The following is a 24562-nucleotide window of genomic DNA, read 5'->3' on the forward strand; positions in this document are numbered from 1 at the left end:
GGAGGACCGTGGTGCGGGGAAGGGGTCGTGTGCGGTGTCCATGGCTCCATCGTCCTCCGGGACGGCCCCGCGCACATCCGGGGGATCCCGGAGCCGGTCCCGGATGTGCGGACCCGGAGGACCCGGCAGGATGGGGTCATGCCCGCCCCCGCCATCCCGCCGCCCGCGGACCTCTCCGCACGCCCGGCGCTGCTGCGCCACGCCGCGGACCGGCCCGTGTCCGGCGTCGCGGGAGGGGTGGCCCGCCACCTGGGCCTCGATCCGCGTCTCGCACGGGCCGGCTTCGCCGTCCTCGCCCTCGCGGGCGGGGCGGGGATCGCCCTCTACGCGTGGCTGTGGCTCCTCATGCCCGAGGAGGGCCCCGACGGTGCCCCGGCCGGTCCGGCCCCCACCCTGCGGGGGCGCGCGCCGGAAGTCCTCGAGCGGCTCAGGGAGGGTGGCTGGCCGATCCTCCTGGCCGTGGTCGTCCTGGGCGTGGGCGTGCTCACGGTCGCCGACGGACTCGGCGTGCCCGTGGACTGGGCGCTCGTGGGGCCCGTGGCCGTGCTCGTCATCGGCCTCGGCCTGGCCTGGATGCAGCTTGGCGCCGCAGACGGGCCCGAGGGCGGCCGGTGGGCCCGGCGCGCGCGCCTCGGACTCGGCACCGCGCTCGTGCTGCTGGGGGTCCTCGCGATCGTCGTCGGCGCGGTGACCGCCGGAGACCTGTGGCTGGGGCTGCTGGTCGCCGTCGCCCTGCTCGCGGGCGGGGCGCTCGTGGCCATGCCGTTCGTGCTGGCCCGCCGACGGCGACGTGACGAGGAGCGGACGGAAGCCGCCGTCCGCGCCCAGCGTGACGAGATCGCCGCCCACCTGCACGACTCCGTGCTCCAGTCCCTCGCGCTCATCCAGCGGCGGGCCGACGACCCGGAGACCGTGGCGCGGGTGGCCCGCGCCCAGGAGCGCGAGCTGCGCCAGTTCCTCGCGCTGGACTCGGCCCGCGCCCACGGCACGCTCGCCGAGGCGGTGGAGGACCACGCGGCCGCCGTCGAGGACGCCTTCGGGCGGCGCGTCGAGGTCGTGTCGGTGGGGGAGGCGTCCGGCCCGTGGCTCGAGCCGCTGGCGTCCGCGGCGCGGGAGGCCATGGTCAACGCCGCGCGTCACGCCGGTGACGTGCAGGTCTTCGTCGAGGTCTCCGAGGACGACGGCGGGCGCACGCTCGCGGAGGTCTTCATCCGGGACCGCGGCACCGGCTTCGACCTGGCGGACGTCCCGGCGGATCGTCTCGGGGTGCGGGAGTCGATCTTGGGCCGCATGCGCCGGGCCGGCGGCACGGCGCGCATCCGCTCGGGCCCGTCCGGCACCGAGGTGCAGCTGTCGCTCGCGGATCCCGGCGCCCCGGGCGTCGGCCTGCGTGAGGGGCGCGGCCGCGCGTGACCGGGCAGGATGAAGCCATGACCGTGCATGCCGATCCCGTCGTGCCCACCGCGGTGGTCGTGGACGACCACGCGATCTTCCGCTCGGGGCTGAGGGCGGACCTGGACGCCTCCCGGCTGCGGATCGTGGGGGAGGCCGGGGACGTGGACGAGGCCGTGCGAGTGGTCCTTCAGCTCGCCCCGGACGTCGTGCTGCTGGACGTGCACCTGCCCGGGGGCGCGGGCGGCGGCGGGGCCGAGGTCGCCTCTCGTGTGCTGGCCGAGCGTCCGGGCCAGCGCCTGCTTGCCCTCTCCGTCTCGGATGCTGCCGAGGACGTCGTCGCCGTGATCCGCGCGGGGGCGCGCGGCTACATCACGAAGAGCGCCGCGGGGGCGGAGGTCGTGGAGGCCGCGCTGCGCGTGGCCGGCGGCGACGCGGTGTTCTCCCCGCGCCTGGCCGGGTTCGTGCTCGATGCCCTCCGGGGCCTGCCGACGGAGTCCGCGCCCGCGGGGTCGGCCCCGTCCGAGGGGGACCTGGACCGTCTCTCGGCGCGCGAGCGCGAGGTGATGCGGCTGATCGCGCGCGGCTACACGTACCGCGAGGCCGGCGCCGAGCTGTTCATCTCGGACCGCACGGTGGAGAGCCACGTCTCCTCCGTGCTGCGGAAGCTGCAGCTCTCCAACCGCCACGAGCTCACGCGCTGGGCCGCGCGCCACGGCTGGGCCTGAGCCCGGAGGCCCGTCCCGGGCGTGCCCGGGCCCCGCGTCGGCGCAACGCGGGGCCCGGGGAGGCGAGAAATCAGGCGGAGAGGAGGGCCTGGATGCGCTCGACGCCCTCGGCCAAGTCCTCGTCGCCGAGCGCGTAGGACAGGCGCAGGTAGCCCGACGGGCCGAAGGCCTCGCCCGGCACCACGGCGACCTCGGCCTGGTCGAGGATGAAGTCGGCCAGCTCGGCCGAGGTGGCGGGGGTGACGCCGCCCGTGTAGGTGCGGCCGAGGGCCTCGCGCACGTCCACGTAGGCGTAGAAGGCGCCCTCGGGGGTCGGGCAGTGGAAGCCGGGGACGCGGTTCAAGGCCTCGACCATGGCGCGGCGGCGGCGGTCGAAGGCGGTCTTCATCTCCTCGACCGCGTCCAGCGTCCCGGCCACGGCGGCCAGGGCGGCGCGCTGGGACACGTTGGCCACGTTGGAGGTCGCGTGGGACTGCAGGTTCGTGGCGGCCTTGACGACGTCGAGGGGGCCCGCGAGCCATCCCACGCGCCAGCCCGTCATGGCGTAGGTCTTGGCGACGCCGTTGAGGATCACGCCCTGCTCGGCGAGGCCGGGGGCGGCCTTCAGGATGGAGGTGAAGGGCACGTCGTCGTAGGTGAGGTGCTCGTAGATCTCGTCGGTGACGACCCACAGGCCCTTCGCGAGGGCCCACTCGCCGATCGCCCGGGTCTCCTCCGGGGAGTACACGGCGCCGGTGGGGTTGGACGGGGAGACGAACAGCAGGACCTTCGTGCGCTCGGTGTGGGCGGCCTCGAGCTGGTCCACGGTCACCTTGTAGCCCTGATCGGGCCCGGCGAACACGTCCACGGGGACGCCGCCGGCGAGGCGGATGGCCTCGGGGTAGGTGGTCCAGAAGGGGGAGGGGACGAGGACCTCGTCCTGCGGGTCGAGCAGTGCGGCGAAGGCGTTGTAGACGGCCTGCTTGCCGCCGTTGGTCACCAGGACCTGGGAGGCGTCGAGCTCCACTCCGGAGTCCCGGAGGGTCTTGGCGGCGATCGCCTCGCGCAGCTCGGGCAGTCCGGCCGCGGGGGAGTAGCGGTGGTTCTTCGGGTCCCGGGCGGCGGCGACGGCCGCCTCCACGATGTAGTCCGGGGTGGGGAAGCCGGGCTCCCCGGCCCCGAAGCCGATGACGGGCCGGCCGGCCGCCTTCAGCGCCTTGGCCTTGGCGTCGACGGCGAGCGTGGCCGAGGGGGCGATCGCGGAGAGTCGCGCGGAGACGCGGTGGGCGGGGGTGGCCATGGGGACCTTCCTCATCTGCTCGGGAGGGCGCCGGACGCGGACGCGCCGGCCGTGGGGCCAGCCTACTGAACCGCCCTCGGGGGCCGACGTGCCCGCCCGGTTCGACGGCGCGCGCGTCATGGCGTATCCTGGATCCTCGGTACCGCGGGACGGTGCCCGGGATTCCCCGGGCGACGGACGCGGCAGCCTAGGGTAGTGGCGCAATTGGTAGCGCAGCGGTCTCCAAAACCGCAGGTTGCAGGTTCGAGTCCTGTCTGCCCTGCTCGGTGCCGGACCTCGTGTCCGGCACTGGACGTGTCAGCGTTCCGGCGATCCGATCGAGTGAGGCCACGTGACTGAGATGACGGCGAACCACGGGAGCTCGGCTTCCGGGCCCGAGTCCCGTCGCCGCGGGCCGTTCGGTCGGATCGCGCTGTTCCTGCGCCAGGTCCTCGACGAGCTCCGCAAGGTGGTCACCCCCACCGGCGACGAGCTCCTGAAGATGACCGGCGTGGTGCTCGCCTTCGTGGCCGTCATGATCCTGTTGGTCATGGGGCTCGACTGGGTGTTCGGCACCCTGGCGGGTCTGCTGTTCGGAGCGGGCCCCGCCTGAGGCGCCCGCCCGGCGGGAGAGCGGCGGCCGGCACGCGCAGCACCCGTCCGCACCGGCCCGTCGCGGGCCGTCCGAGCCCCGTGAGCAGAAAGCAGGAAGCCGTGTCCGAGCAGGAACTGGATCGTCAGGACGTCGAGGAGACCGCCGTCGCGGAGGACTCCACCGCGCTCGAGGCCCCCGTGGAGGACACCGCCGCGGAGGAGGCCGAGCAGACCGTGCAGGAGGCCGACCTCGCGATCGCCGAGGGTGACCAGGACGCCGCAGAGGCCCCCTCCGCCGAGGAGCTCGACGCCGCCGGGCAGGCGCCCGCCCAGCCCGACGTCGAGGCCGCCGAGCAGCTGCGCACCCGCCTGCGCCGTCAGCCGGGCGACTGGTACGTCGTCCACACCTACGCGGGCTACGAGAAGCGCGTGAAGACGAACCTCGAGGCGCGCATCCAGACCCAGGACATGGAGGACTCGATCTACGAGATCGAGGTGCCCATGGAGGAGGTCGTGGAGATCAAGAACACGACCCGCAAGATCGTCTCCCGCGTCCGCATCCCCGGCTACGTGCTGGTCCGCATGGACCTCGACGACGCCTCGTGGGGCGTCGTGCGTCACACCTCCGGCGTCACCGGCTTCGTGGGCAACGACGCCCACCACCCGCAGCCCCTGACCCTGGACGAGGTGTACGACATGCTCGCCCCCTCCGTGGTCCAGGAGGCCGTGCGCGAGGCCGAGAAGGCCGGCCTGGTCCCGGTCGCCGTCGCCGAGTCCGGCGCGGCGGGCGCCCCGGCCATCCACGTCGACTTCGAGGTCGGCGAGTCCGTCACCGTGGACGACGGCCCGTTCGAGACCCTCCCGGCCACGATCTCCGAGATCAAGCCGGAGACCCAGCAGCTGGTGGTGCTCGTGTCCATCTTCGAGCGCGAGACCCCCGTGACCCTGTCCTTCAACCAGGTGACCAAGGTCATCTGAGGACCCCCAGTCTTCCGCCCCGCGCCGGCCGCCTGCCGGTGGGGGAGCGGTCCCGGCCGCCGCGCCACGGCGGCCACCCTCCGCGGTGCGCTCCTGCGCCGCGGGTCCCCCAGTGAGAGAAGGATCCACTCATGGCTCCCAAGAAGAAGGTCGCCGGTCTGATCAAGCTTCAGATCCAGGCCGGCGCGGCCAACCCGGCCCCGCCCATCGGTCCGGCCCTCGGTCAGCACGGCGTGAACATCATGGAGTTCTGCAAGGCCTACAACGCCGCCACCGAGGCCCAGCGCGGCAACGTGATCCCGGTCGAGATCACCGTGTACGAGGACCGGTCGTTCACCTTCATCACCAAGACCCCGCCGGCCGTCGAGCTGATCAAGAAGGCCGCGGGCGTCCAGAAGGGCTCCCCGACCCCCCACACCGCCAAGGTCGGCACCCTGACCCAGGCGCAGTGCGAGGAGATCGCCCAGTCCAAGATGGAGGACCTGAACGCCAACGACGTGAAGGCCGCCGCCAAGATCATCGCCGGCACCGCCCGCTCCATGGGCATCACCGTCGAGGGCTGACGCCCACCCCCCCACCCTTCCCAGTGGCAGGGCCGAGCGCGGCCCACACAGACCACGACTGCACAAGGAGAACAGAGCAGATGGCACAGCGCAGCAAGGCATACAAGGCGGCCAAGGCCGCGATCGGGGACACCGTCTACGCCCCGGCGGAGGCGATCGCCCTCGCCAAGGAGACGAACCCCTCCAAGACCGACGCCACCGTGGAGGTCGCCCTCCGCCTGTCGGTCGACCCCCGCAAGGCCGACCAGATGGTGCGCGGCTCCGTGAGCCTGCCCCACGGCACCGGCAAGACCGCCCGCGTCGTCGTGTTCGCCACCGGTGAGCGCGCCGAGGCCGCCCGCGCCGCCGGCGCGGACCACGTGGGCGACGACGACCTGATCGCCAAGATCGCCGACGGCTGGACCGACTTCGATGCCGCCGTGGCCTCCCCGGAGCTCATGGGCAAGGTCGGCCGCCTGGGCAAGGTCCTCGGCCCCCGCAACCTGATGCCGAACCCCAAGACCGGCACCGTGACCCCGGACGTGGCCAAGGCCGTGGCCGACATCAAGGGCGGCAAGATCGACTTCCGCGTCGACAAGCACTCGAACCTGCACTTCATCATCGGCAAGACCTCCTTCGAGGCCAACCAGCTGGTGGAGAACTACGCCGCCGCCCTCGAGGAGGTGCTTCGCCTGAAGCCGTCCTCCTCCAAGGGCCGCTACATCTCCAAGGCCACCGTGGCCACCACCTTCGGCCCCGGCGTCCAGATGGATCCGAACGCCGCCCCGCCGAAGGACGAGGCCCAGGCCTGACAGGTCCGGCACGCGGCGCACGCCGCGCACCGCGACGGCCGGTCGCCCCGCTCGGGGCGGCCGGCCGTCGCCGCGTCCCGGGGCTCCGCGCGTGGCCGCCGGGGGATTTGGCGACGGCCGATCGACCGTGTACGATGGGAGCACCGAAGACCGCCGGTCGCAGGTCGATGAGCTTCCGCTCCTCGCGCCTGCCGAAGGCCCTCCTGATGGAGGCGGCCCGCGCAGGTGCAGCTGAGCCCCATGTCGGCGCCTCTCCCCGGAGACGGCGTCCGCGTCATGTCGCGCCCCGTGCATCTGCACGGGGCGTTTCTCGTGTGAGGCCCCAGGCGGTCCCCAGAACCACCGAGAGGAGTGCCATGGCGACGTCCGCGAAGGAGTCGGCGGTGGCCGAGCTGACGGACCTGTTCCGTAGCTCGAGCGCCGCTGTTCTCACGGAATACCGTGGTCTGACGGTGTCCGAGCTCAAGCAGCTCCGCGACTCCATCCGTCAGGATGCGACCTACTCCGTGGCGAAGAACACGCTCACCGAGATCGCGGCGAAGGAAGCCGGCGTGGAGGGCCTCGACGCCCACCTGGCCGGCCCCACCGCGATCGCGTTCGTGACCGGTGACCCGGTCACCGTCGCGAAGGCGCTGCGTGACTTCGCCAAGGACCACGACAAGCTCGTGCTCAAGGGCGGCTACATGGATGGCCAGCCCCTGGACGAGGCCGGCATCGAGAAGCTCGCGGACCTCGAGTCCCGCGAGGTGCTGCTGGCCAAGTTCGCCGGCGCGATGAAGGGCAGCATGTCCAAGGCCGCCGCCCTGTTCCAGGCCCCGCTGTCGAAGACCGCCCGCACGGTCGAGGCCCTCCGGGCCCAGCAGGACCAGGCTGCCTGACGCAGCCCCCACCCGGGCTGCACGGCCCACCCACTTTCACACGTACACACGTCGTACACGCAAAGGAGCCATCATGGCCAAGCTGACCACCGAAGAGCTGCTCGCCGCGTTCGAGGAGCTGACCCTCATCGAGCTGTCCGAGTTCATCAAGGCGTTCGAGGAGAAGTTCGACGTCACCGCCGCCGCCCCCGTGGCGATGGCCGCCGCCGGCGCCCCCGCCGGTGGCGATGCCGCCGCCGCCGAGGAGAAGGACGAGTTCGACGTCATCCTCGAGGCCGCCGGCGACAAGAAGATCGGCGTCATCAAGGAGGTGCGCGCCCTGACCTCCCTCGGCCTGAAGGAGGCCAAGGACCTCGTCGACGGCGCCCCCAAGCCGATCCTCGAGGGCGTCAACAAGGAGACCGCCGAGAAGGCCAAGGAGCAGCTCGAGGGCGCCGGCGCCACCGTCACCCTCAAGTGACGACCGCGGCCTGAGCCGCGATCCCGCTTCACCGGACCCCCGTCCGACCCGCCCCGCGCGGATCGGACGGGGGTCCGGTCGTCGTGGGGGAGGGGGCGCCGACGGGTGCGCGGGATCACCGTGGAGGGGGTGGACGAGGGTGGAACCCCGGGTTAGGATGGTTCTTTGCACCTCCCCTGTCCCAGCGTGCCCGGAAACGGGTGACGACGGGAGGGACTGCGCGGCCTTCATATAGCGGTGGGCCCGGTCCTGATGCCTCGCAGCGGGGGAGGCTGACCGGAACCCTGCAGTCCTGTGGAAGGATCCTACGTGGTCGCCTCGAGCACCTCCAACGAAACCGCTGCCGTCTCCCCCCGCTCCGCCGCCTCGGCCGGACGCATCTCCTTCGCCAAGATCCATGAGCCGCTGGATGTGCCGGATCTGCTGGCGCTGCAGACCGAGTCGTTCGACCGCCTGATCGGCAACGAGCGCTGGGCCGCCCGCGTGGACGCGGCCGTCGCCGCCGACGACCACTCCGTCTCCGTGACGTCGGGCCTGACCGACATCTTCGAGGAGATCTCCCCGATCGAGGACTTCCAGGGCACCATGTCCCTGTCCTTCTCCGATCCGGAGTTTGCGGACGCGAAGATGACGGAGGAGGAGTGCAAGGACCGCGACGCGACCTTCGCCGCCCCGCTGTACGTCAAGGCCGAGTTCATGAACAACACGACCGGTGAGATCAAGCAGCAGACCGTCTTCATGGGCGACTTCCCGCTGATGACCCGCAACGGCACGTTCATCATCAACGGCACGGAGCGCGTCGTCGTCTCCCAGCTGGTCCGCTCCCCGGGCGCCTACTTCGAGCGCACCCCGGACAAGACCTCGGACAAGGAGATCTTCTCCGCCAGGATCATCCCCTCCCGCGGCGCCTGGTTCGAGCTCGAGGTGGACAAGCGCGACCAGGTCGGCGTCCGCCTCGACCGCAAGCGCAAGCAGCCCGTGACCGTGCTGCTCAAGGCCCTGGGCTGGACCGAGTCCCGGATCCTCGAGGAGTTCGGCCAGTACGACTCCATCCGCGCCACCCTGGAGAAGGACGGCACCGCGGACCAGAACGAGGCCCTGCTCGACATCTACCGCAAGCTGCGCCCGGGCGAGCCCGCGGCCGTCGACGCGGCGCAGAACCTGCTGAACAACCTGTACTTCACGGCGAAGCGCTACGACCTGGCCAAGGTGGGCCGCTACAAGCTCAACCGCAAGCTGGGCGTGGACGTGCACCTCGGCGATCCGAACGCCTCCGTGCTCACCGAGGACGACATCGTCCAGATGGTGCACTTCATCGCCGCGCTGCACGCCGGCGAGAAGACGATCAAGGGCGCCCGCGACGGCGAGCCCGTGGAGGTGCGCGTCGAGGTCGACGACATCGACCACTTCGGCAACCGCCGCATCCGCGCGGTCGGCGAGCTGATCGAGAACCAGATCCGCACCGGCCTGTCCCGCATGGAGCGCGTCGTGCGCGAGCGCATGACCACCCAGGACGTCGAGGCGATCACCCCGCAGACCCTGATCAACATCCGCCCCGTCGTGGCGGCGATCAAGGAGTTCTTCGGCACCTCCCAGCTGTCCCAGTTCATGGACCAGAACAACCCGCTGGCCGGACTGACGCACAAGCGTCGCCTGTCCGCGCTGGGCCCGGGCGGCCTCTCCCGCGACCGCGCCGGCATGGAGGTCCGCGACGTCCACCCGTCGCACTACGGCCGCATGTGCCCCATCGAGACCCCGGAAGGCCCGAACATCGGCCTGATCGGCTCGCTGGCCACCTTCGGACGCATCAACCCGTTCGGCTTCATCGAGACCCCGTACCGCCGCGTCGTCGACGGCCGCGTCACCGACCAGCTGGACTACCTCACCGCCGACGACGAGCTCGCCTTCCAGATCGCCCAGGCCAACGCGCCGGTGGACGAGGACGGCCGCTTCGTCGAGGAGCTCGTGCTCTGCCGTCAGCGCGGCGGCGGCGGCGAGCCTGTGCTGTCCACCGTGGACGACATCGACTACATGGACGTGTCCCCGCGCCAGATGGTGTCCGCGGCGACCGCCCTGATCCCGTTCCTCGAGCACGACGACGCGAACCGCGCGCTCATGGGCGCGAACATGCAGCGCCAGGCCGTGCCGCTGCTCCAGTCCGAGGCCCCCTACGTGGGCACCGGCATGGAGAAGTACGTGGCCGTGGACGCCGGCGACTCCGTGACCGCCGCCCAGCCGGGCGTCGTCACCGAGGTGGCCGCGGACCTGGTGACCGTCATGAACGACGACGGCTCCACCACGCACTACCCGATCATGAAGTTCTCCCGCTCGAACCAGGGCAACGCCTACAACCAGCGGGTGCGCGTCTCCGAGGGCGATCGCGTGGAGCGGCTGTCGATCATCGCCGACGGCCCCGCCACCGACAACGGCGAGCTCGCGCTCGGCAAGAACCTCCTCGTCGCGTTCATGCCCTGGGAGGGCCTGAACTACGAGGACGCGATCATCCTCTCCCAGCGCATGGTCTCCGACGACGTCCTCACCTCGATCCACATCGAGGAGCACGAGGTCGACGCCCGCGACACCAAGCTGGGCGCCGAGGAGATCACCCGCGATATCCCGAACGTGTCCGAGGAGGTGCTGTCCCAGCTCGACGAGCGCGGCATCATCCACATCGGCGCCGAAGTGGAGGCCGGCGACATCCTGGTCGGCCGCGTCACCCCGAAGGGCGAGACGGAGCTGACCCCGGAGGAGCGCCTGCTGCGCGCCATCTTCGGCGAGAAGTCCCGCGAGGTGCGCGACACCTCCCTGAAGGTGCCCCACGGCGAGTCCGGCACCGTCATCGGCGTGCGCATCTTCGACCGCGACGAGGACGACGACCTGCCCCCGGGCGTCAACCAGCTGGTGCGCGTCTACGTGGCGCAGAAGCGCAAGATCACCGACGGCGACAAGATGGCTGGCCGCCACGGCAATAAGGGCGTCATCTCCAAGATCCTGCCCCTCGAGGACATGCCGTTCCTGGCGGACGGCACCCCGGTCGACGTCGTGCTGAACCCGCTCGGCGTGCCCGGCCGCATGAACCTCGGCCAGGTCATGGAGATCCACCTCGGCTGGGCCGCCTCCCGCGGCTGGGACATCGAGGGCGAGCCCGAGTGGATCAAGGACCTGCCGGACTTCCCGCGGCAGTCCGGTCCGGTGAACGTCGCCACCCCGGTGTTCGACGGCGCCGAGGCGTACGAGATCACGGGTCTGCTGGGTCACGTGAACAAGACGCGCGACGGCGACCGCCTCATGGGCACCACCGGCAAGGCGCAGCTGTTCGACGGCCGCTCGGGCGAGCCGTTCCCGGACCCCGTGTCCGTGGGCTACATGTACATGCTGAAGCTGCACCACCTGGTGGACGACAAGATCCACGCGCGCTCCACGGGCCCGTACTCGATGATCACGCAGCAGCCGCTGGGCGGAAAGGCCCAGTTCGGCGGCCAGCGCTTCGGCGAGATGGAGGTGTGGGCGCTGGAGGCGTACGGCGCCGCGTTCACCCTCCAGGAGCTGCTGACCATCAAGTCGGACGACATCCACGGCCGCGTGAAGGTCTACGAGGCGATCGTCAAGGGCGAGAACATCCCCGAGCCGGGCGTCCCCGAGTCCTTCAAGGTGCTCATCAAGGAGATGCAGTCCCTCTGCCTGAACGTCGAGGTGCTCTCGGCGGACGGCCAGACCATCGAGATGCGTGACGCGGAGGACGAGACGTACCGCGCCGCGGAGGAGCTGGGCATCGACCTGTCCCACGCCGAGCCGAGCTCGGTCGAAGAGGTCTGATCCTCTCCTCTCCCACAGACGTCCTCTGAGAACCACGGAACCAAGGAGTTCACCGGAGCATGACCACTGAAAACCCCTTCGGCCTGATGCGCATCGGCCTGGCCACCGCGGACGACATCCGCCGCTGGTCCTACGGCGAGGTCAAGAAGCCCGAGACCATCAACTACCGCACCCTGAAGCCGGAGAAGGACGGGCTCTTCTGCGAGAAGATCTTCGGCCCGACCCGCGACTGGGAGTGCGCCTGCGGCAAGTACAAGCGCGTGCGCTTCAAGGGCATCATCTGCGAGCGCTGCGGCGTCGAGGTGACCCGCTCGAAGGTCCGCCGCGACCGCATGGGCCACATCGAGCTGGCCGCCCCCGTCACCCACATCTGGTACTTCAAGGGCGTGCCCTCGCGCCTCGGGTACCTGCTGGACCTCGCCCCGAAGGACCTCGAGAAGGTCATCTACTTCGCGGCGTACATGATCACGTCCGTCGACGAGGAGGCGCGTCACCGCGACCTGCCGAACCTTCAGGCGGAGCACGACCAGGAGACCCGCGTCCTCGAGGACCAGCGCGACGCCGACATCGCCGCCGTCGCCGCCGACCTCGAGAGGGACCTCGCCAAGCTCGAGGCCGAGGGCGCCAAGGCCGCCGAGAAGAAGAAGGCCCGCGACGCCGCGGACAAGACCATGGCCCAGATCCGCAAGCGCGCGGACGCCGAGCTGGACCGCAAGGCCCAGGTCTGGGACCGCTTCAAGAACCTCAAGGTCGCCGACCTCGAGGGCGACGAGGGCCTGTACCGCGCCATGCGGGACAAGTTCGGCGCGTACTTCGAGGGCTCGATGGGCGCGGAGGCGATCCAGCGTCGCCTCCAGACCTTCGACCTCGCCGCCGAGTCCGAGCTCCTGCGCGAGACCATCAAGACCGGCAAGGGCCAGCGCAAGACCCGCGCCCTGAAGCGCCTGAAGGTCGTCAACGCGTTCCTCACCACGGACAACTCGCCCGAGGGCATGGTCCTGGACGCCGTCCCGGTGATCCCGCCGGAGCTGCGCCCCATGGTGCAGCTGGACGGCGGCCGCTTCGCGACCTCCGACCTCAACGACCTGTACCGTCGCGTGATCAACCGCAACAACCGCCTGAAGCGACTGCTCGACCTCGGCGCGCCCGAGATCATCGTGAACAACGAGAAGCGCATGCTCCAGGAGGCCGTGGACTCCCTGTTCGACAACGGCCGCCGCGGCCGCCCGGTCACCGGTCCGGGCAACCGCCCGCTGAAGTCGCTGTCCGACATGCTCAAGGGCAAGCAGGGCCGCTTCCGCCAGAACCTGCTCGGCAAGCGCGTGGACTACTCGGGCCGCTCGGTCATCGTGGTGGGCCCGCAGCTCAAGCTGCACCAGTGCGGCCTGCCGAAGCAGATGGCGCTCGAGCTGTTCAAGCCGTTCGTGATGAAGCGTCTGGTGGACCTCAACCACGCCCAGAACGTGAAGTCCGCCAAGCGCATGGTGGAGCGCTTCCGCCCGCAGGTGTGGGACGTGCTCGAGGAGGTCATCTCCGAGCACCCGGTGCTGCTGAACCGCGCCCCCACCCTGCACCGCCTCGGCATCCAGGCGTTCGAGCCGCAGCTCGTCGAGGGCAAGGCCCTGCAGCTGCACCCGCTCGTCTGCTCGGCGTTCAACGCGGACTTCGACGGCGACCAGATGGCCGTGCACCTGCCGCTCTCCCCGGAGGCGCAGGCCGAGGCCCGTCTGCTGATGCTCTCGAGCCACAACATCCTGAAGCCCTCGGACGGCCGCGCCGTCGCCGTGCCGGCCCAGGACATGATCATCGGCCTGAACCACCTCACCACGGTGCGGGCCGAGGAGAAGGGCGCCGGCCGTCAGTTCGCCACCGTGGGCGAGGCCGTCATGGCCTTCGACAACGGCGAGCTGCACCTGAACGCGCCGGCGACCATCGGCGTCGAGGGCTTCGTCCCGTCGGCCGCCGTGGCCGCCCCGGAGGGCTGGACCGAGGGTGAGGTCGCGCTCATCGAGACCACCCTGGGCAAGGTCATCTTCAACGACCTGCTGCCGGCCGACTACCCGTGGCTGGACACCCAGGCCACCAAGGGCACCCTCGGCCAGCTGGTCAACGACCTCGCCGAGCGCTACCCGATGGTCGTCACCGCCCAGACCCTCGACAACCTCAAGGACGCGGGCTTCCACTGGGGCACGTGGTCCGGCGTGACCGTGGCGATCTCCGACATCACGTCCGACTTCGACAAGGCCTCGATCATGCAGGGCTACGAGGACCAGGCGCAGCGCGTGCAGGCCCAGTACGACAAGGGCCTGATCGCGGACGACGAGCGCCGCTCCGAGCTGATCGACATCTGGAACAAGGCCACCGACGAGGTCGCCGCGGCCATGAAGGCGGGCCTGTCCGAGCTGAACACCATCAACCGCATGGTGTCCTCCGGCGCCCGAGGCAACTGGCTCCAGGTGCGCCAGATCGCGGGCATCCGCGGCCTGGTGGCCAACCCGAAGGGCGAGATCATCCCGCGCCCGATCAAGTCCTCCTACCGCGAGGGCCTGTCGGTGCTCGAGTACTTCTCGGCCACCCACGGCGCCCGCAAGGGCCTGGCGGACACCGCCCTCAAGACGGCGAACTCGGGCTACCTGACCCGTCGTCTCGTGGACGTGTCCCAGGACGTGATCGTGCGCGAGGACGACTGCGGCACCGGCCGCGGCCTGTCCGTGACGATCGCCGAGCCGAACCACGACGGCGAGCTCGTCGTGCGCGAGCAGGTCGAGAACTCGGCCTTCGCGCGCACCCTGGCCCAGGCCGTCACGGCCGAGGACGGCACCGTCCTCGCGGAGGCCGGCGCCGACGTGGGCGACGTCCTCATCGGCGAGCTCGTGGCCGCCGGCGTGACCGAGATCAAGGTCCGCTCCGTGCTCACCTGTGAGTCCGCCGTCGGCACCTGCGCCAAGTGCTACGGCCGCTCCATGGCCACCGGCAAGCTGGTGGACATCGGCGAGGCCGTGGGCATCATCGCCGCGCAGTCGATCGGCGAGCCCGGCACGCAGCTGACCATGCGCACGTTCCACACCGGCGGCGTCGCCTCCGCGGACGACATCACGCAGGGTCTGCCCCGCATCCAGGAGCTCTTCGAGGCTCGCACCCCGAAGGGCGTGGCACCGATCTCCGAGGTCGCCGGCCGCGTGACGATTGAGGACACGGACGCGTCCGTGCGCCTGATCCTCACCCCGGACGACGGCTCCGAGGAGATCGCCTACCCGGTGCTGCGCCGTGCCCGCCTGCTGGTGGCCGACGGCGAGCACGTGGCCGTGGGCACCCAGCTCGTGGCCGGCGCCGTGGACCCCAAGCAGGTCCTGCGCGTGCTCGGCCCGCGTGCCGCCCAGCGCTTCCTCGTTCAGGAGGTGCAGGACGTGTACCAGTCCCAGGGCGTGGGCATCCACGACAAGCACGTGGAGGTCATCGTCCGCCAGATGCTGCGCCGCATCACCGTCATCGAGTCGGGCGAGACCGATCTGCTGCCGGGCGAGCTCACGGACCGCTCCCGGTTCGTGGCGGCGAACCGCGCCGCGGTCGCCGAGGGCAAGCAGCCCGCGGCCGGCCGTGACGAGCTGATGGGCATCACCAAGGCCTCGCTGGCCACGGACTCGTGGCTGTCCGCCGCGTCCTTCCAGGAGACCACCCGTGTCCTGACGCAGGCGGCCATGGAGGGCAAGGAGGATCCGCTGCTGGGCCTCAAGGAGAACGTGATCATCGGCAAGCTGATCCCGGCCGGCACGGGCCTGGACCGGTACACCCAGACCACGGTCGAGCCCACGGAGGAGGCCAAGGCGAACCTGTTCGCCGCGCCGGTCGGCTTCGCGGACTTCGACTACCCGGGCCTGGACCAGCCGCTGGGCGAGGCCGAGTTCCACGCGGTGTCCCTGGACGACTACGGCCGGGGCGGCGACTTCCGCGCCTGATCCGGCGTCGGCCCCGGCGTGAGCCGGGGCCGGCCCGCGGGCCGCATCCCCATCGGTGCGGCCCGTGCACGAGGAGGCCCCCGACGGATTCCGATCCGTCGGGGGCCTCCTCGTCTGTGCCGGGGGACCGGGGTGCCCGGACTCAGCGGCGGGACATGTACAGGCCGAACGCGTGGGCGAGCGTCTTGTGGAGCGGGAAGTCCCACTCCCCGTGCGTCTGCACGATGTCCGCGCCCTGCGTCGTCTTGAACTCGGTGAGGCCGGTGATGCGGTCCTCGGAGTCCACGGAGCCGGGCACGCCGCCCAGGTCCAGCCAGTGGCAGCCGTCCGCGATGCCCTGGCGGATCTGCTCGAACTCGAGCAGGCGCGGGGCGTCGCGCTTGCGCTCCTTCTGGGAGGAGGCGGAGTACGGGCGCCAGCAGACGTGGCCCTGGCGGAAGTGGAACGCGGCGGCGACGGGATCGCCCTGGTACTCGGCCAGGTAGTAGGTCACGTCGGCCAGCTCGGAGCCGCCCAGCTCGTCCATGAGGCGGGCGAAGTACTCCTTGCGGCGGCCGGTGAAGCCGTCGCGCTCGGCGGTCTCGTCCTGCAGGGCCTCCCACTCGTCCAGGCGCTCGGGGCCGCCCACGACGACGTCCAGGTCGTTGCGGAGCGACCGGCGCGTGCGCTTGCGGCTGGATCCGGACATGCGGGCGAGCACCCCCTCCTCGTCGAGACCCTCCAGGGGGATCCGAGCCTGGAACATCGGCTGGCCGGCGGAGAAGCCGGGCAGCACCTCGGGGGCGCGCCAGCCGGCCTCGCGCAGGCGGCGCTCGAGCTCCAGCGCGTCGGCGTGCTCCTCGGCGGGCTCGAGGTCGGTGAGCATGCGGTGCGCCGGGTCCGGCAGCGCCTTGCGCACGGTGTCCGCGTCCCAGCGCCGGACGACGCCGGGCGGGGCCACCCGCACGAGGAACGCGCCCTGCGCGTGCAGTTCCGCGACGAGAGCGGCGAGGGCTTCGACCACGTCCACGCCGGCGTCGAGCACGGGGCCCTCCGCCACGTAGGCGAGGAACGAGCGGCCCAGGAGCGGGGTGCGGCCGGGGACGGGGAGGCGGCGGCCCAGGACGAGGGCGGCGCCCACGAGGCGGCCGTCGGCCTCGAACCCGAGCGACTGGCCGCTCCAGTCCGTCTTCACGCGGGCCCAGCGGGGGTTCTGGAGGAAGGAGGCGCCCGGGTGGCGCCGCAGGACCTCGACGTGCTCCGCCTCGGTGATGGGTCGGACGGTCAGCGGCCCGACGGGCGGGGCTGCGGGCGCGGGGCCCCCCGTCGCGGACGGCTGCGCGGGGGAGGGGTGCGGGGCGTCGGGAGTCTGTTCAGTCACGGCGCCCACTATACGGTCGGCCCTGTTGGAGCGCCCGAGGGTGCGTGCTATGCTGGGCGAGATTGTTTTTCCAAGTGGCAGAGTGGACTCGGTCCGGTCGCGGGGTTGTTGCGCGACAGATGCCACACTTTTGCACGCCTGCGGACGTTCGCTCGACTCGAGCTCCCGGAAGCGGCAGAGCCGAGGAACGAGCAGGACCGCCCCCCGAGGCCGGTCCGTCACGTCAGCGATCACAGAACAGGAAGGCTGGAGAGTGCCTACGATTCAGCAGCTGGTCCGCAAGGGCCGCTCACCGAAGGTCGTCAAGACCAAGGCCCCTGCACTGCAGGGCAACCCCATGCGTCGTGGCGTGTGCACCCGCGTGTACACCACGACCCCCAAGAAGCCGAACTCCGCGCTGCGCAAGGTCGCCCGCGTCCGCCTCAACGGCGGCGTCGAGGTTACCGCGTACATCCCGGGCGAGGGCCACAACCTGCAGGAGCACTCGATCGTGCTCGTGCGCGGCGGCCGCGTGAAGGACCTGCCGGGCGTGCGCTACAAGATCGTCCGCGGCGCGCTCGACACGCAGGGCGTGAAGAACCGCGGCCAGGCCCGCTCCCGCTACGGCGCCAAGAAGGAGAAGAAGTAATGCCTCGTAAGGGTCCCGCCCCGAAGCGCCCCCTCGTCGTCGACCCGGTCTACGGCTCGCCCCTGGTCACCCAGCTGATCAACAAGGTGCTGATCGACGGCAAGAAGTCCACCGCCGAGCGCATCGTCTACGGCGCCCTCGAGGGTGTCCGCGCCAAGAACGGCGCCGATCCCGTGGCCACGCTCAAGAAGGCCATGGACAACATCAAGCCGGCCCTCGAGGTCCGCTCCCGCCGCGTCGGCGGCGCCACCTACCAGGTGCCGGTCGAGGTCAAGCCGGGCCGCTCCACCGCCCTCGCGCTCCGCTGGCTCGTGGGCTTCTCCAAGGCCCGTCGCGAGAAGACCATGACCGAGCGTCTGATGAACGAGATCCTGGACGCCTCGAACGGTCTGGGCGGCGCCGTCAAGCGTCGCGAGGACACCCACAAGATGGCCGAGGCCAACAAGGCGTTCGCCCACTACCGCTGGTGATCCGTCCGACCCGGTGTGCCGATCGGCGCACCGGTCCGACGACGGCGCGGGCCTGAGGGCCCGCGCCGTCGACCCGCATCCACCTCACGAGACCCCCACACCACCCGAGCAAGGGAGACACCGTGGCACAGGACGTGCTGACCGACCTGAACAAGGTCCGCAACATCGGCATCATGGCCCACATCGATGCCGGCAAGACCACCACCACCGAGCGCATCCTGTTCTACACGGGTGTCAACCACAAGCTGGGCGAGACGCACGACGGCGCGTCCACCACCGACTGGATGGAGCAGGAGAAGGAGCGCGGCATCACCATCACCTCCGCCGCGGTGACCTGCTTCTGGAAGAACAACCAGATCAACATCATCGACACCCCCGGCCACGTGGACTTCACGGTCGAGGTCGAGCGCTCCCTGCGCGTGCTCGACGGTGCCGTCGCGGTCTTCGACGGCAAGGAGGGCGTGGAGCCCCAGTCCGAGACCGTGTGGCGCCAGGCGGACAAGTACAACGTCCCCCGCATCTGCTTCGTCAACAAGATGGACAAGCTCGGCGCGGACTTCTACTTCACCGTGGACACCATCGTGAAGCGCCTCGGCGCCAAGCCGCTCGTGATGCAGCTGCCCATCGGCTCCGAGAGCGACTTCATCGGCGTCGTCGACCTGCTCACCATGAAGGCCTTCGTGTGGCCGGGCGACGCCAAGGGCGACGTGACCATGGGCGCGGAGTACGAGACGCAGGAGATCCCGGCCGACCTCCAGGAGAAGGCCGAGGAGTACCGCACCCAGCTGCTGGAGGCCGTCGCGGACACCTCCGAGGAGCTCATGGAGAAGTACCTCGAGGGCGAGGAGATCTCCGAGGAGGAGATCGTCGCCGGCGTGCGTCACCTCACCGTGAACGCCGAGGCCTACCCGGTCTTCTGCGGCTCCGCGTTCAAGAACCGCGGCGTGCAGCCGATGCTCGACGCCGTCGTGGCCTACCTCCCGAACCCGCTGGACGCCGGTGCCGTGAAGGGCCACGCCGTGGGCGACGAGGAGCAGGTCCTGGAGCGCGAGCCCTCCAAGGAGGCCCCGTTCTCCGCGCTGGCGTTCAAGATCGCCTCGCACCCCTTCTTCGGCACGCTGACCTTCATCCGCGTGTACTCCGGCCGCCTGGAGGGCGGTGCGCAGATCCTCAACGCCACCAAGGGCAAGAAGGAGCGCATCGGCAAGCTCTTCCAGATGCACGCCAACAAGGAGAACCCGGTGGATGAGGTCGTCGCCGGCCACATCTACGCCGTGATCGGCCTGAAGGACACCACCACCGGTGACACCCTCTGCGACCCGCAGAACCCGATCATCCTCGAGTCGATGACCTTCCCGGAGCCTGTGATCTCCGTGGCCATCGAGCCGAAGACCAAGGGTGACCAGGAGAAGCTCTCCACCGCCATCCAGAAGCTCGTCGCCGAGGACCCGACGTTCCGCGTCAACCTCAACGACGAGACCGGCCAGACCGAGATCGGCGGCATGGGCGAGCTCCACCTGGACGTGTTCGTGGACCGCATGCGCCGCGAGTTCAAGGTCGAGGCGAACGTGGGCAAGCCCCAGGTCGCCTACCGCGAGACCATCAAGCGCAAGGTCGACAAGGTCGACTACACGCACAAGAAGCAGACCGGCGGCTCCGGCCAGTTCGCCAAGGTGCAGCTCTCCTTCGAGCCGCTGGACACCGCCGAGGGCGAGGTCTACGAGTTCGAGAACGCCGTGACCGGTGGCCGCGTGCCCCGCGAGTACATCCCCTCCGTGGACGCGGGCATCCAGGACGCCATGCAGTTCGGCGTGCTGGCCGGATACCCGATGGTCGGCGTGAAGGCCACCCTGCTCGACGGCGCCTACCACGACGTCGACTCCTCCGAGATGGCGTTCAAGATCGCCGGCTCGCAGGCGTTCAAGGAGGGTGTGCGCAAGGCCAACCCGGTCCTGCTCGAGCCGCTCATGGCCGTCGAGGTCCGCACCCCCGAGGAGTTCATGGGCGACGTGGTCGGCGACCTGAACTCCCGCCGCGGCCAGATCCAGTCCATGGAGGACGCCACCGGCGTCAAGGTGGTCAACGCCCTCGTGCCGCTGTCCGAGATGTTCGGCTACATCGGCGACCTGCGCTCCCGCACCCAGGGCCGCGCGGTCTACTCGATGACCTTCCACTCCTACTCCGAGGTCCCGAAGAACGTGGCCGACGAGATCATCCAGAAGTCTCAGGGGGAGTGACCTCGCGTCACCCGCTCTGAGAGCACGACCTGTCCTCCGGGGGCGGTGCCCACCGCCCCCGGAGGACCCCCGACCCGGCGCCCGGCGCGCCGGGGCGGGTGCAGGACGGTCAGGTCCGGTCCGCTTCCGCGGTCTCGACGGCCTGGAGCCGGACTGGTCCTCGAAATCGCCGGATTTCACCAACCCCGCATCCGCCAAGTAGACTCGCCGAGTTGTCAGCTCGTCACCCGTGGCTGAGCAGTCTTCTTGACGAGGAAACAGTTCTTTAGGAGGAACCTGTGGCAAAGGCAAAGTTCGAGCGGACCAAGCCGCACGTCAACATCGGCACCATCGGCCACGTTGACCACGGCAAGACCACTCTCACCGCTGCGATCTCGAAGGTCCTGTACGACAAGTACCCGGACCTGAACGAGAAGCGTGACTTCGCGTCCATCGACTCCGCTCCGGAGGAGCGTCAGCGCGGCATCACCATCAACATCTCCCACGTGGAGTACCAGACCGACAAGCGTCACTACGCCCACGTGGACGCCCCCGGTCACGCCGACTACATCAAGAACATGATCACCGGCGCCGCGCAGATGGACGGCGCGATCCTCGTGGTCGCCGCCACCGACGGCCCGATGGCCCAGACCCGCGAGCACGTGCTCCTGGCCCGCCAGGTCGGCGTGCCGGCGCTGCTGGTGGCCCTGAACAAGTCCGACATGGTCGAGGACGAGGAGCTCCTCGAGCTCGTCGAGATGGAGGTCCGCGAGCTGCTGTCCTCCCAGGAGTTCGACGGCGACGAGGCTCCGGTCATCCGCACCTCCGGCCTGAAGGCCCTCGAGGGCGACGCCCAGTGGGTCAAGTCCGTCGAGGACCTCATGGACGCCGTGGACGAGTACATCCCGGATCCGGTCCGCGACAAGGACAAGCCGTTCCTCATGCCGATCGAGGACGTCTTCACCATCACCGGCCGTGGCACCGTGGTGACCGGTCGCGCCGAGCGCGGCACCCTCGCCATCAACTCCGAGGTCGAGATCGTGGGCATCCGCCCCGTGCAGAAGACCACCGTGACGGGCATCGAGATGTTCCACAAGCAGCTCGACGAGGCCTGGGCCGGCGAGAACTGCGGCCTGCTGCTCCGCGGCCTGAAGCGTGACGACGTCGAGCGCGGCCAGGTCGTCGTGCAGCCGGGCTCCATCACCCCGCACACCGACTTCGAGGCGAACGTGTACATCCTGTCCAAGGACGAGGGCGGCCGTCACAACCCGTTCTACTCGAACTACCGTCCGCAGTTCTACTTCCGCACCACCGACGTCACCGGCGTCATCACGCTGCCCGAGGGCACCGAGATGGTCATGCCCGGCGACACCACCGAGATGTCGGTCGAGCTCATCCAGCCGATCGCCATGGAGGAGGGCCTCGGCTTCGCCATCCGCGAGGGTGGCCGCACCGTGGGCTCCGGCCGCGTCACCAAGATCAACAAGTGATCTGACGGCTCCGGCCGTGGCGCGCTGAGCGTCGCACCTGAGGACCCCCGTCTCCCGTGAGGGAGGCGGGGGTCCTTCGTCGCCCCCGGGGGCCCGGTAGGCTGGTGGGCATGGAATGGCTCATTGCGCTGGTCGTCATCGCCGCCGTCGTCGCCGGGGGACTCTGGGCGCGGCGCGCCTTCGCCCCCGAGATCGAGCGCGCCCGTCGCATCCGGCGGGCCGAGCGCGGCGGACGGCTGGAGCGATGAGGGTGCCCGGACCCCGGTCGCTGTATCGCGCCACCGCCGTCACGGAGATGGCCACCTGGACTCTGCTGCTGCTTGCGATGGCCCTGAAGTACGGGGGAGTGACCGCCGCGCTCATGCCGGTCGCCGGCGGCGTCCACGGCTTCGTCTTCCTCTGCTACGCCGCCGTCGTCGTCGCCGTGTGGATCGACGGCCGTTGGGGCGCCGGGCGTGGCCTCCTCGCCCTGGGCTCGGCGGTGGTGCCCTACATGACGGTGCCCATGGAACGGGCGCTCCTGCGCCGCGGCGAACCGGCGTCCCGGTGGCGCGTCCTCGAGGAGACCGGCCGGACCTCGGCGACGGACCGTCTGCTGCGGACGGTCCTCCGGCGACCCCGGGTGTCTGCCCTGGCGGTCCTCGTGGCGGTCGTGGTCGTGTTCTCGCTGCTGCTGAGCGCGGGTCCGCCCACGGAGTGGTTCTCCCGCTGATCCCCCGCGCGCCGGGGTGAGGGAGGGCACTCGCCCCCGACTGGCGCGCGGCGGGCATGTCTGACATACTTGTCAAGTTGCTCAAGCGCCTATGCGCAGCCGTCCACATGTCTCGAGGCGGCCGCGTGGCCCAGATGTGACTCCTCCCCTCCGTCCACACCCGCGGCGCGCGCCCGGCAGAAGGGCGACACGCCCGACCGCGTGGACCGGAGGCCGGCGGAGGCGAGGAACCCGGTGGAACCGGATTCGCCCCGCGCGGGAAGGAACAAGAGGGCCGCCCTCCGGGGCGTCCGAACAGGGACAGGAACAGCACACCCGACAAGAGAGGCGTGACGCCATGGCGGGACAGAAGATCCGCATCCGGCTGAAGTCGTACGACCACGAGGTCATCGACGTCTCGGCCCGCAAGATCGTTGACACGGTCACGCGCGCAGGCGCGACGGTGGTGGGCCCCGTGCCGCTGCCGACGGAGAAGAACGTGTACTGCGTTATCCGTTCTCCCCACAAGTACAAGGACAGCCGCGAGCACTTCGAGATGCGCACCCACAAGCGGCTCATCGACATCATCGACCCGACTCCCAAGGCCGTCGACTCGCTCATGCGACTGGACCTGCCCGCGGACGTCAACATCGAGATCAAGCTCTGAGAGGGAGGTGCTGAGAGACTATGACCAACACCCAGAACGTCAAGGGCCTGATGGGCACGAAGCTCGGCATGACCCAGGTCTGGGATGAGGACAACAAGCTCATCCCCGTGACCGTGGTCCAGGCAGACGCCAACGTCGTCACCCAGCTGCGCTCCGAGGAGACCGACGGCTACACCGCCGTGCAGATCGCCTACGGCCAGATGGACCCCCGCCGCGTGACCAAGCCGCTCGCCGGTCACTTCGAGAAGGCCGGCGTGACCCCCCGCCGTCACCTCGTCGAGCTGCGCACCGCCGACGCCGCCGAGTACACCCTCGGCCAGGACGTCACCGTGGAGGTCTTCGAGGCCGGCCAGAAGGTCGACGTCGTGGGCACCACCAAGGGCAAGGGCTTCGCCGGCGCCATGAAGCGCCACGGCTTCGCCGGCGTCTCCGCGTCCCACGGCGCCCACAAGAACCACCGTAAGCCCGGCTCCGTGGGCGGCGCGTCCACCCCGGCGCGCGTGTTCAAGGGCCAGCGCATGCCCGGTCGCATGGGCGCGGTGCGTCAGACCACCATGAACCTGACCCTCCACGGCATCGACGTGGAGAACAACCTCCTGCTGATCAAGGGCGCGGTGCCCGGCTCCAAGGGCCAGGTCGTGCTCGTCCGCAGCGCCGTGAAGGGAGCCTGAGACCATGGCTGAGAACACCGTGAAGACCGTCCAGGTCGAGCTGCCCGCCGAGATCTTCGACGTGCAGGCCAACGTCCCGCTCATGCACCAGGTCGTCGTCGCCCAGCTCGCCGCCGCCCGCCAGGGCACCCACAAGGTGAAGCGCCGCGGCGAGGTCTCCGGCGCCGGCCGCAAGCCGTTCAAGCAGAAGGGCACCGGCCGCGCCCGTCAGGGCTCGATCCGCGCCCCGCACATGACCGGCGGTGGCATCGTCCACGGACCGACGCCGCGCGACTACTCGCAGCGCACCCCCAAGAAGATGAAGGCCGCCGCCCTCCGCGGCGCCCTGTCGGACCGCGCCCGCAACGGCCGCGTCCACGTCATCGAGGCCCTCGTGTCCGGCACCACGCCGTCCACGAAGGCGGCCAAGGCCGGTCTCGAGTCCCTGAACACGGGCCGCAAGAACGTCCTGCTGGTCATCGACCGCGCCGACGATCTCACCGCGCTGTCCGCCCGCAACCTTCCGGCGGTCCACACCCTGTACGCCGACCAGCTGAACACCTACGACGTCCTCGTCTCCGACGACGTCGTGTTCACCAAGGTCGCCTACGAGGCGTACGTGGCCCAGGCCTCCGGCGCCAAGAAGGAGGATGCCCAGTGAGCGGCTCCATCAACAAGGATCCCCGCGACGTGATCATCGCTCCCGTCGTGTCGGAGAAGAGCTACGGCCTGATCGACGAGGGCAAGTACACCTTCCTCGTCGACCCGCGCTCCAACAAGACCGAGATCAAGCAGGCGATCGAGCGCATCTTCGATGTGTCCGTGGCCTCGGTCAACACCCTGAACCGTCCGGGCAAGCGTCGCCGCACCCGCTTCGGCTGGGGTCAGCGCAAGTCCACCAAGCGCGCGATCGTGTCGCTCAAGGACGGCGCCACCATCGACATCTTCGGAGGTCCGCTCGCCTCCTGAGGCGACG

The 24562-nt window shown here is 70.4% G+C and carries 22 protein-coding genes and 1 tRNA gene; 21 read left to right on the forward strand and 2 right to left on the reverse strand.

All coding sequences use genetic code 11. The features are described 5' to 3' along the window. Positions 1 to 138: 138 nt before the first annotated feature. Both MHY29_RS01155 and MHY29_RS01160 read left to right on the forward strand, forming a co-directional pair. Positions 139 to 1413 carry an ATP-binding protein gene (locus MHY29_RS01155; protein WP_239237986.1) on the forward strand — a complete coding sequence of 425 codons (1275 nt, stop codon included), beginning with the start codon at positions 139 to 141 and terminating at the stop codon, positions 1411 to 1413. 17 nt (positions 1414 to 1430) lie between these two features. After that, positions 1431 to 2120, forward strand: a complete 690-nt coding sequence (locus MHY29_RS01160; RefSeq protein WP_239237987.1) for a response regulator transcription factor — start codon at positions 1431 to 1433, stop codon at positions 2118 to 2120. Positions 2121 to 2190: 70 nt separating this feature from the next. Here the strand turns inward: MHY29_RS01160 and MHY29_RS01165 are convergent, their stop codons facing one another. Further along, the gene (locus MHY29_RS01165) at positions 2191 to 3399 is read right to left on the reverse strand and encodes a pyridoxal phosphate-dependent aminotransferase (RefSeq protein WP_239237988.1); all 1209 of its coding nucleotides are present in this window, start codon (positions 3397 to 3399) and stop codon (positions 2191 to 2193) included. A 189-nt stretch (positions 3400 to 3588) separates the two neighbouring features. Between MHY29_RS01165 and MHY29_RS01170 the strand changes: the two genes are divergently transcribed. The 9 genes from MHY29_RS01170 to MHY29_RS01210 all read left to right on the forward strand — a co-directional run bounded on the left by MHY29_RS01170 (position 3589) and on the right by MHY29_RS01210 (position 15414). Further along, positions 3589 to 3661 (forward strand) — tRNA-Trp (locus MHY29_RS01170). A 78-nt stretch (positions 3662 to 3739) separates the two neighbouring features. Next, positions 3740 to 3991 (forward strand): preprotein translocase subunit SecE, encoded by a 252-nt coding sequence (gene secE, locus MHY29_RS01175; protein WP_224356789.1) that lies wholly within the window; start codon positions 3740 to 3742, stop codon positions 3989 to 3991. Positions 3992 to 4092: 101 nt separating this feature from the next. Next, on the forward strand, positions 4093 to 4950 hold the full coding sequence (gene nusG, locus MHY29_RS01180; protein WP_224356562.1) for a transcription termination/antitermination protein NusG: 858 nt from the start codon (positions 4093 to 4095) through the stop codon (positions 4948 to 4950). 131 nt (positions 4951 to 5081) lie between these two features. Continuing rightward, entirely contained in the window at positions 5082 to 5513 is a 432-nt protein-coding gene (gene rplK / locus MHY29_RS01185) for a 50S ribosomal protein L11 (protein ID WP_239237989.1), read from the forward strand. Between the two features lie 80 nt (positions 5514 to 5593). Next, positions 5594 to 6304 (forward strand): 50S ribosomal protein L1, encoded by a 711-nt coding sequence (gene rplA / locus MHY29_RS01190; protein ID WP_224356564.1) that lies wholly within the window; start codon positions 5594 to 5596, stop codon positions 6302 to 6304. 356 nt (positions 6305 to 6660) lie between these two features. Next, on the forward strand, positions 6661 to 7182 hold the full coding sequence (rplJ, locus tag MHY29_RS01195) for a 50S ribosomal protein L10 (protein WP_224356565.1): 522 nt from the start codon (positions 6661 to 6663) through the stop codon (positions 7180 to 7182). A gap of 73 nt (positions 7183 to 7255) precedes the next feature. Beyond that, on the forward strand, positions 7256 to 7642 hold the full coding sequence (rplL, locus tag MHY29_RS01200) for a 50S ribosomal protein L7/L12 (RefSeq protein WP_224356566.1): 387 nt from the start codon (positions 7256 to 7258) through the stop codon (positions 7640 to 7642). Between the two features lie 309 nt (positions 7643 to 7951). Then, positions 7952 to 11458, forward strand: a complete 3507-nt coding sequence (gene rpoB, locus MHY29_RS01205; RefSeq protein WP_239237990.1) for a DNA-directed RNA polymerase subunit beta — start codon at positions 7952 to 7954, stop codon at positions 11456 to 11458. Positions 11459 to 11517: 59 nt separating this feature from the next. After that, positions 11518 to 15414, forward strand: coding sequence for a DNA-directed RNA polymerase subunit beta' (locus MHY29_RS01210; RefSeq protein ID WP_239237991.1), 3897 nt, complete (start codon positions 11518 to 11520; stop codon positions 15412 to 15414). A gap of 142 nt (positions 15415 to 15556) precedes the next feature. On the opposite strand, the gene MHY29_RS01215 is transcribed toward MHY29_RS01210, so the two are convergent. Further along, positions 15557 to 16774 (reverse strand): peptidoglycan bridge formation glycyltransferase FemA/FemB family protein, encoded by a 1218-nt coding sequence (locus MHY29_RS01215; protein ID WP_239237992.1) that lies wholly within the window; start codon positions 16772 to 16774, stop codon positions 15557 to 15559. A 253-nt stretch (positions 16775 to 17027) separates the two neighbouring features. On the opposite strand from MHY29_RS01215, the gene rpsL reads away from it, so the two are divergent. The 10 genes from rpsL to rplW all read left to right on the forward strand — a co-directional run bounded on the left by rpsL (position 17028) and on the right by rplW (position 24555). Further along, the gene (rpsL, locus tag MHY29_RS01220) at positions 17028 to 17402 is read left to right on the forward strand and encodes a 30S ribosomal protein S12 (RefSeq protein ID WP_224356570.1); all 375 of its coding nucleotides are present in this window, start codon (positions 17028 to 17030) and stop codon (positions 17400 to 17402) included. Further along, on the forward strand, positions 17402 to 17872 hold the full coding sequence (rpsG, locus tag MHY29_RS01225) for a 30S ribosomal protein S7 (RefSeq protein ID WP_224356571.1): 471 nt from the start codon (positions 17402 to 17404) through the stop codon (positions 17870 to 17872). The genes rpsL and rpsG overlap by 1 nt, the downstream gene beginning before the upstream one ends. A gap of 122 nt (positions 17873 to 17994) precedes the next feature. Continuing rightward, complete coding sequence (gene fusA / locus MHY29_RS01230) at positions 17995 to 20109, forward strand: elongation factor G (protein WP_239237993.1); 2115 nt, start codon at positions 17995 to 17997, stop codon at positions 20107 to 20109. Between the two features lie 278 nt (positions 20110 to 20387). Beyond that, on the forward strand, positions 20388 to 21578 hold the full coding sequence (gene tuf / locus MHY29_RS01235; protein ID WP_224356573.1) for an elongation factor Tu: 1191 nt from the start codon (positions 20388 to 20390) through the stop codon (positions 21576 to 21578). Between the two features lie 110 nt (positions 21579 to 21688). Further along, the gene (locus MHY29_RS01240) at positions 21689 to 21826 is read left to right on the forward strand and encodes a hypothetical protein (RefSeq protein ID WP_224356574.1); all 138 of its coding nucleotides are present in this window, start codon (positions 21689 to 21691) and stop codon (positions 21824 to 21826) included. Next, positions 21823 to 22290: a DUF3817 domain-containing protein gene (locus MHY29_RS01245; RefSeq protein ID WP_239237994.1), complete on the forward strand. Its 468-nt coding sequence runs from the start codon at positions 21823 to 21825 to the stop codon at positions 22288 to 22290. The genes MHY29_RS01240 and MHY29_RS01245 overlap by 4 nt, the downstream gene beginning before the upstream one ends. Positions 22291 to 22627: 337 nt before the next feature. Next, on the forward strand, positions 22628 to 22936 hold the full coding sequence (gene rpsJ, locus MHY29_RS01250) for a 30S ribosomal protein S10 (RefSeq protein WP_002857463.1): 309 nt from the start codon (positions 22628 to 22630) through the stop codon (positions 22934 to 22936). A gap of 20 nt (positions 22937 to 22956) precedes the next feature. Continuing rightward, a complete protein-coding gene (gene rplC, locus MHY29_RS01255) occupies positions 22957 to 23607 on the forward strand; it encodes a 50S ribosomal protein L3 (protein WP_239237995.1) in 651 nt (216 codons plus the stop codon). Between the two features lie 4 nt (positions 23608 to 23611). After that, positions 23612 to 24247 carry a 50S ribosomal protein L4 gene (rplD, locus tag MHY29_RS01260; RefSeq protein ID WP_224356577.1) on the forward strand — a complete coding sequence of 212 codons (636 nt, stop codon included), beginning with the start codon at positions 23612 to 23614 and terminating at the stop codon, positions 24245 to 24247. Next, positions 24244 to 24555: a 50S ribosomal protein L23 gene (gene rplW / locus MHY29_RS01265; RefSeq protein WP_224356578.1), complete on the forward strand. Its 312-nt coding sequence runs from the start codon at positions 24244 to 24246 to the stop codon at positions 24553 to 24555. Before rplD ends, rplW begins: the two co-directional genes overlap by 4 nt. The last annotated feature ends 7 nt before the right edge of the window (positions 24556 to 24562 follow it).

Source organism: Micrococcus sp. ACRRV (assembly GCF_022346985.1).
GTDB lineage: Bacteria > Actinomycetota > Actinomycetes > Actinomycetales > Micrococcaceae > Micrococcus > Micrococcus porci.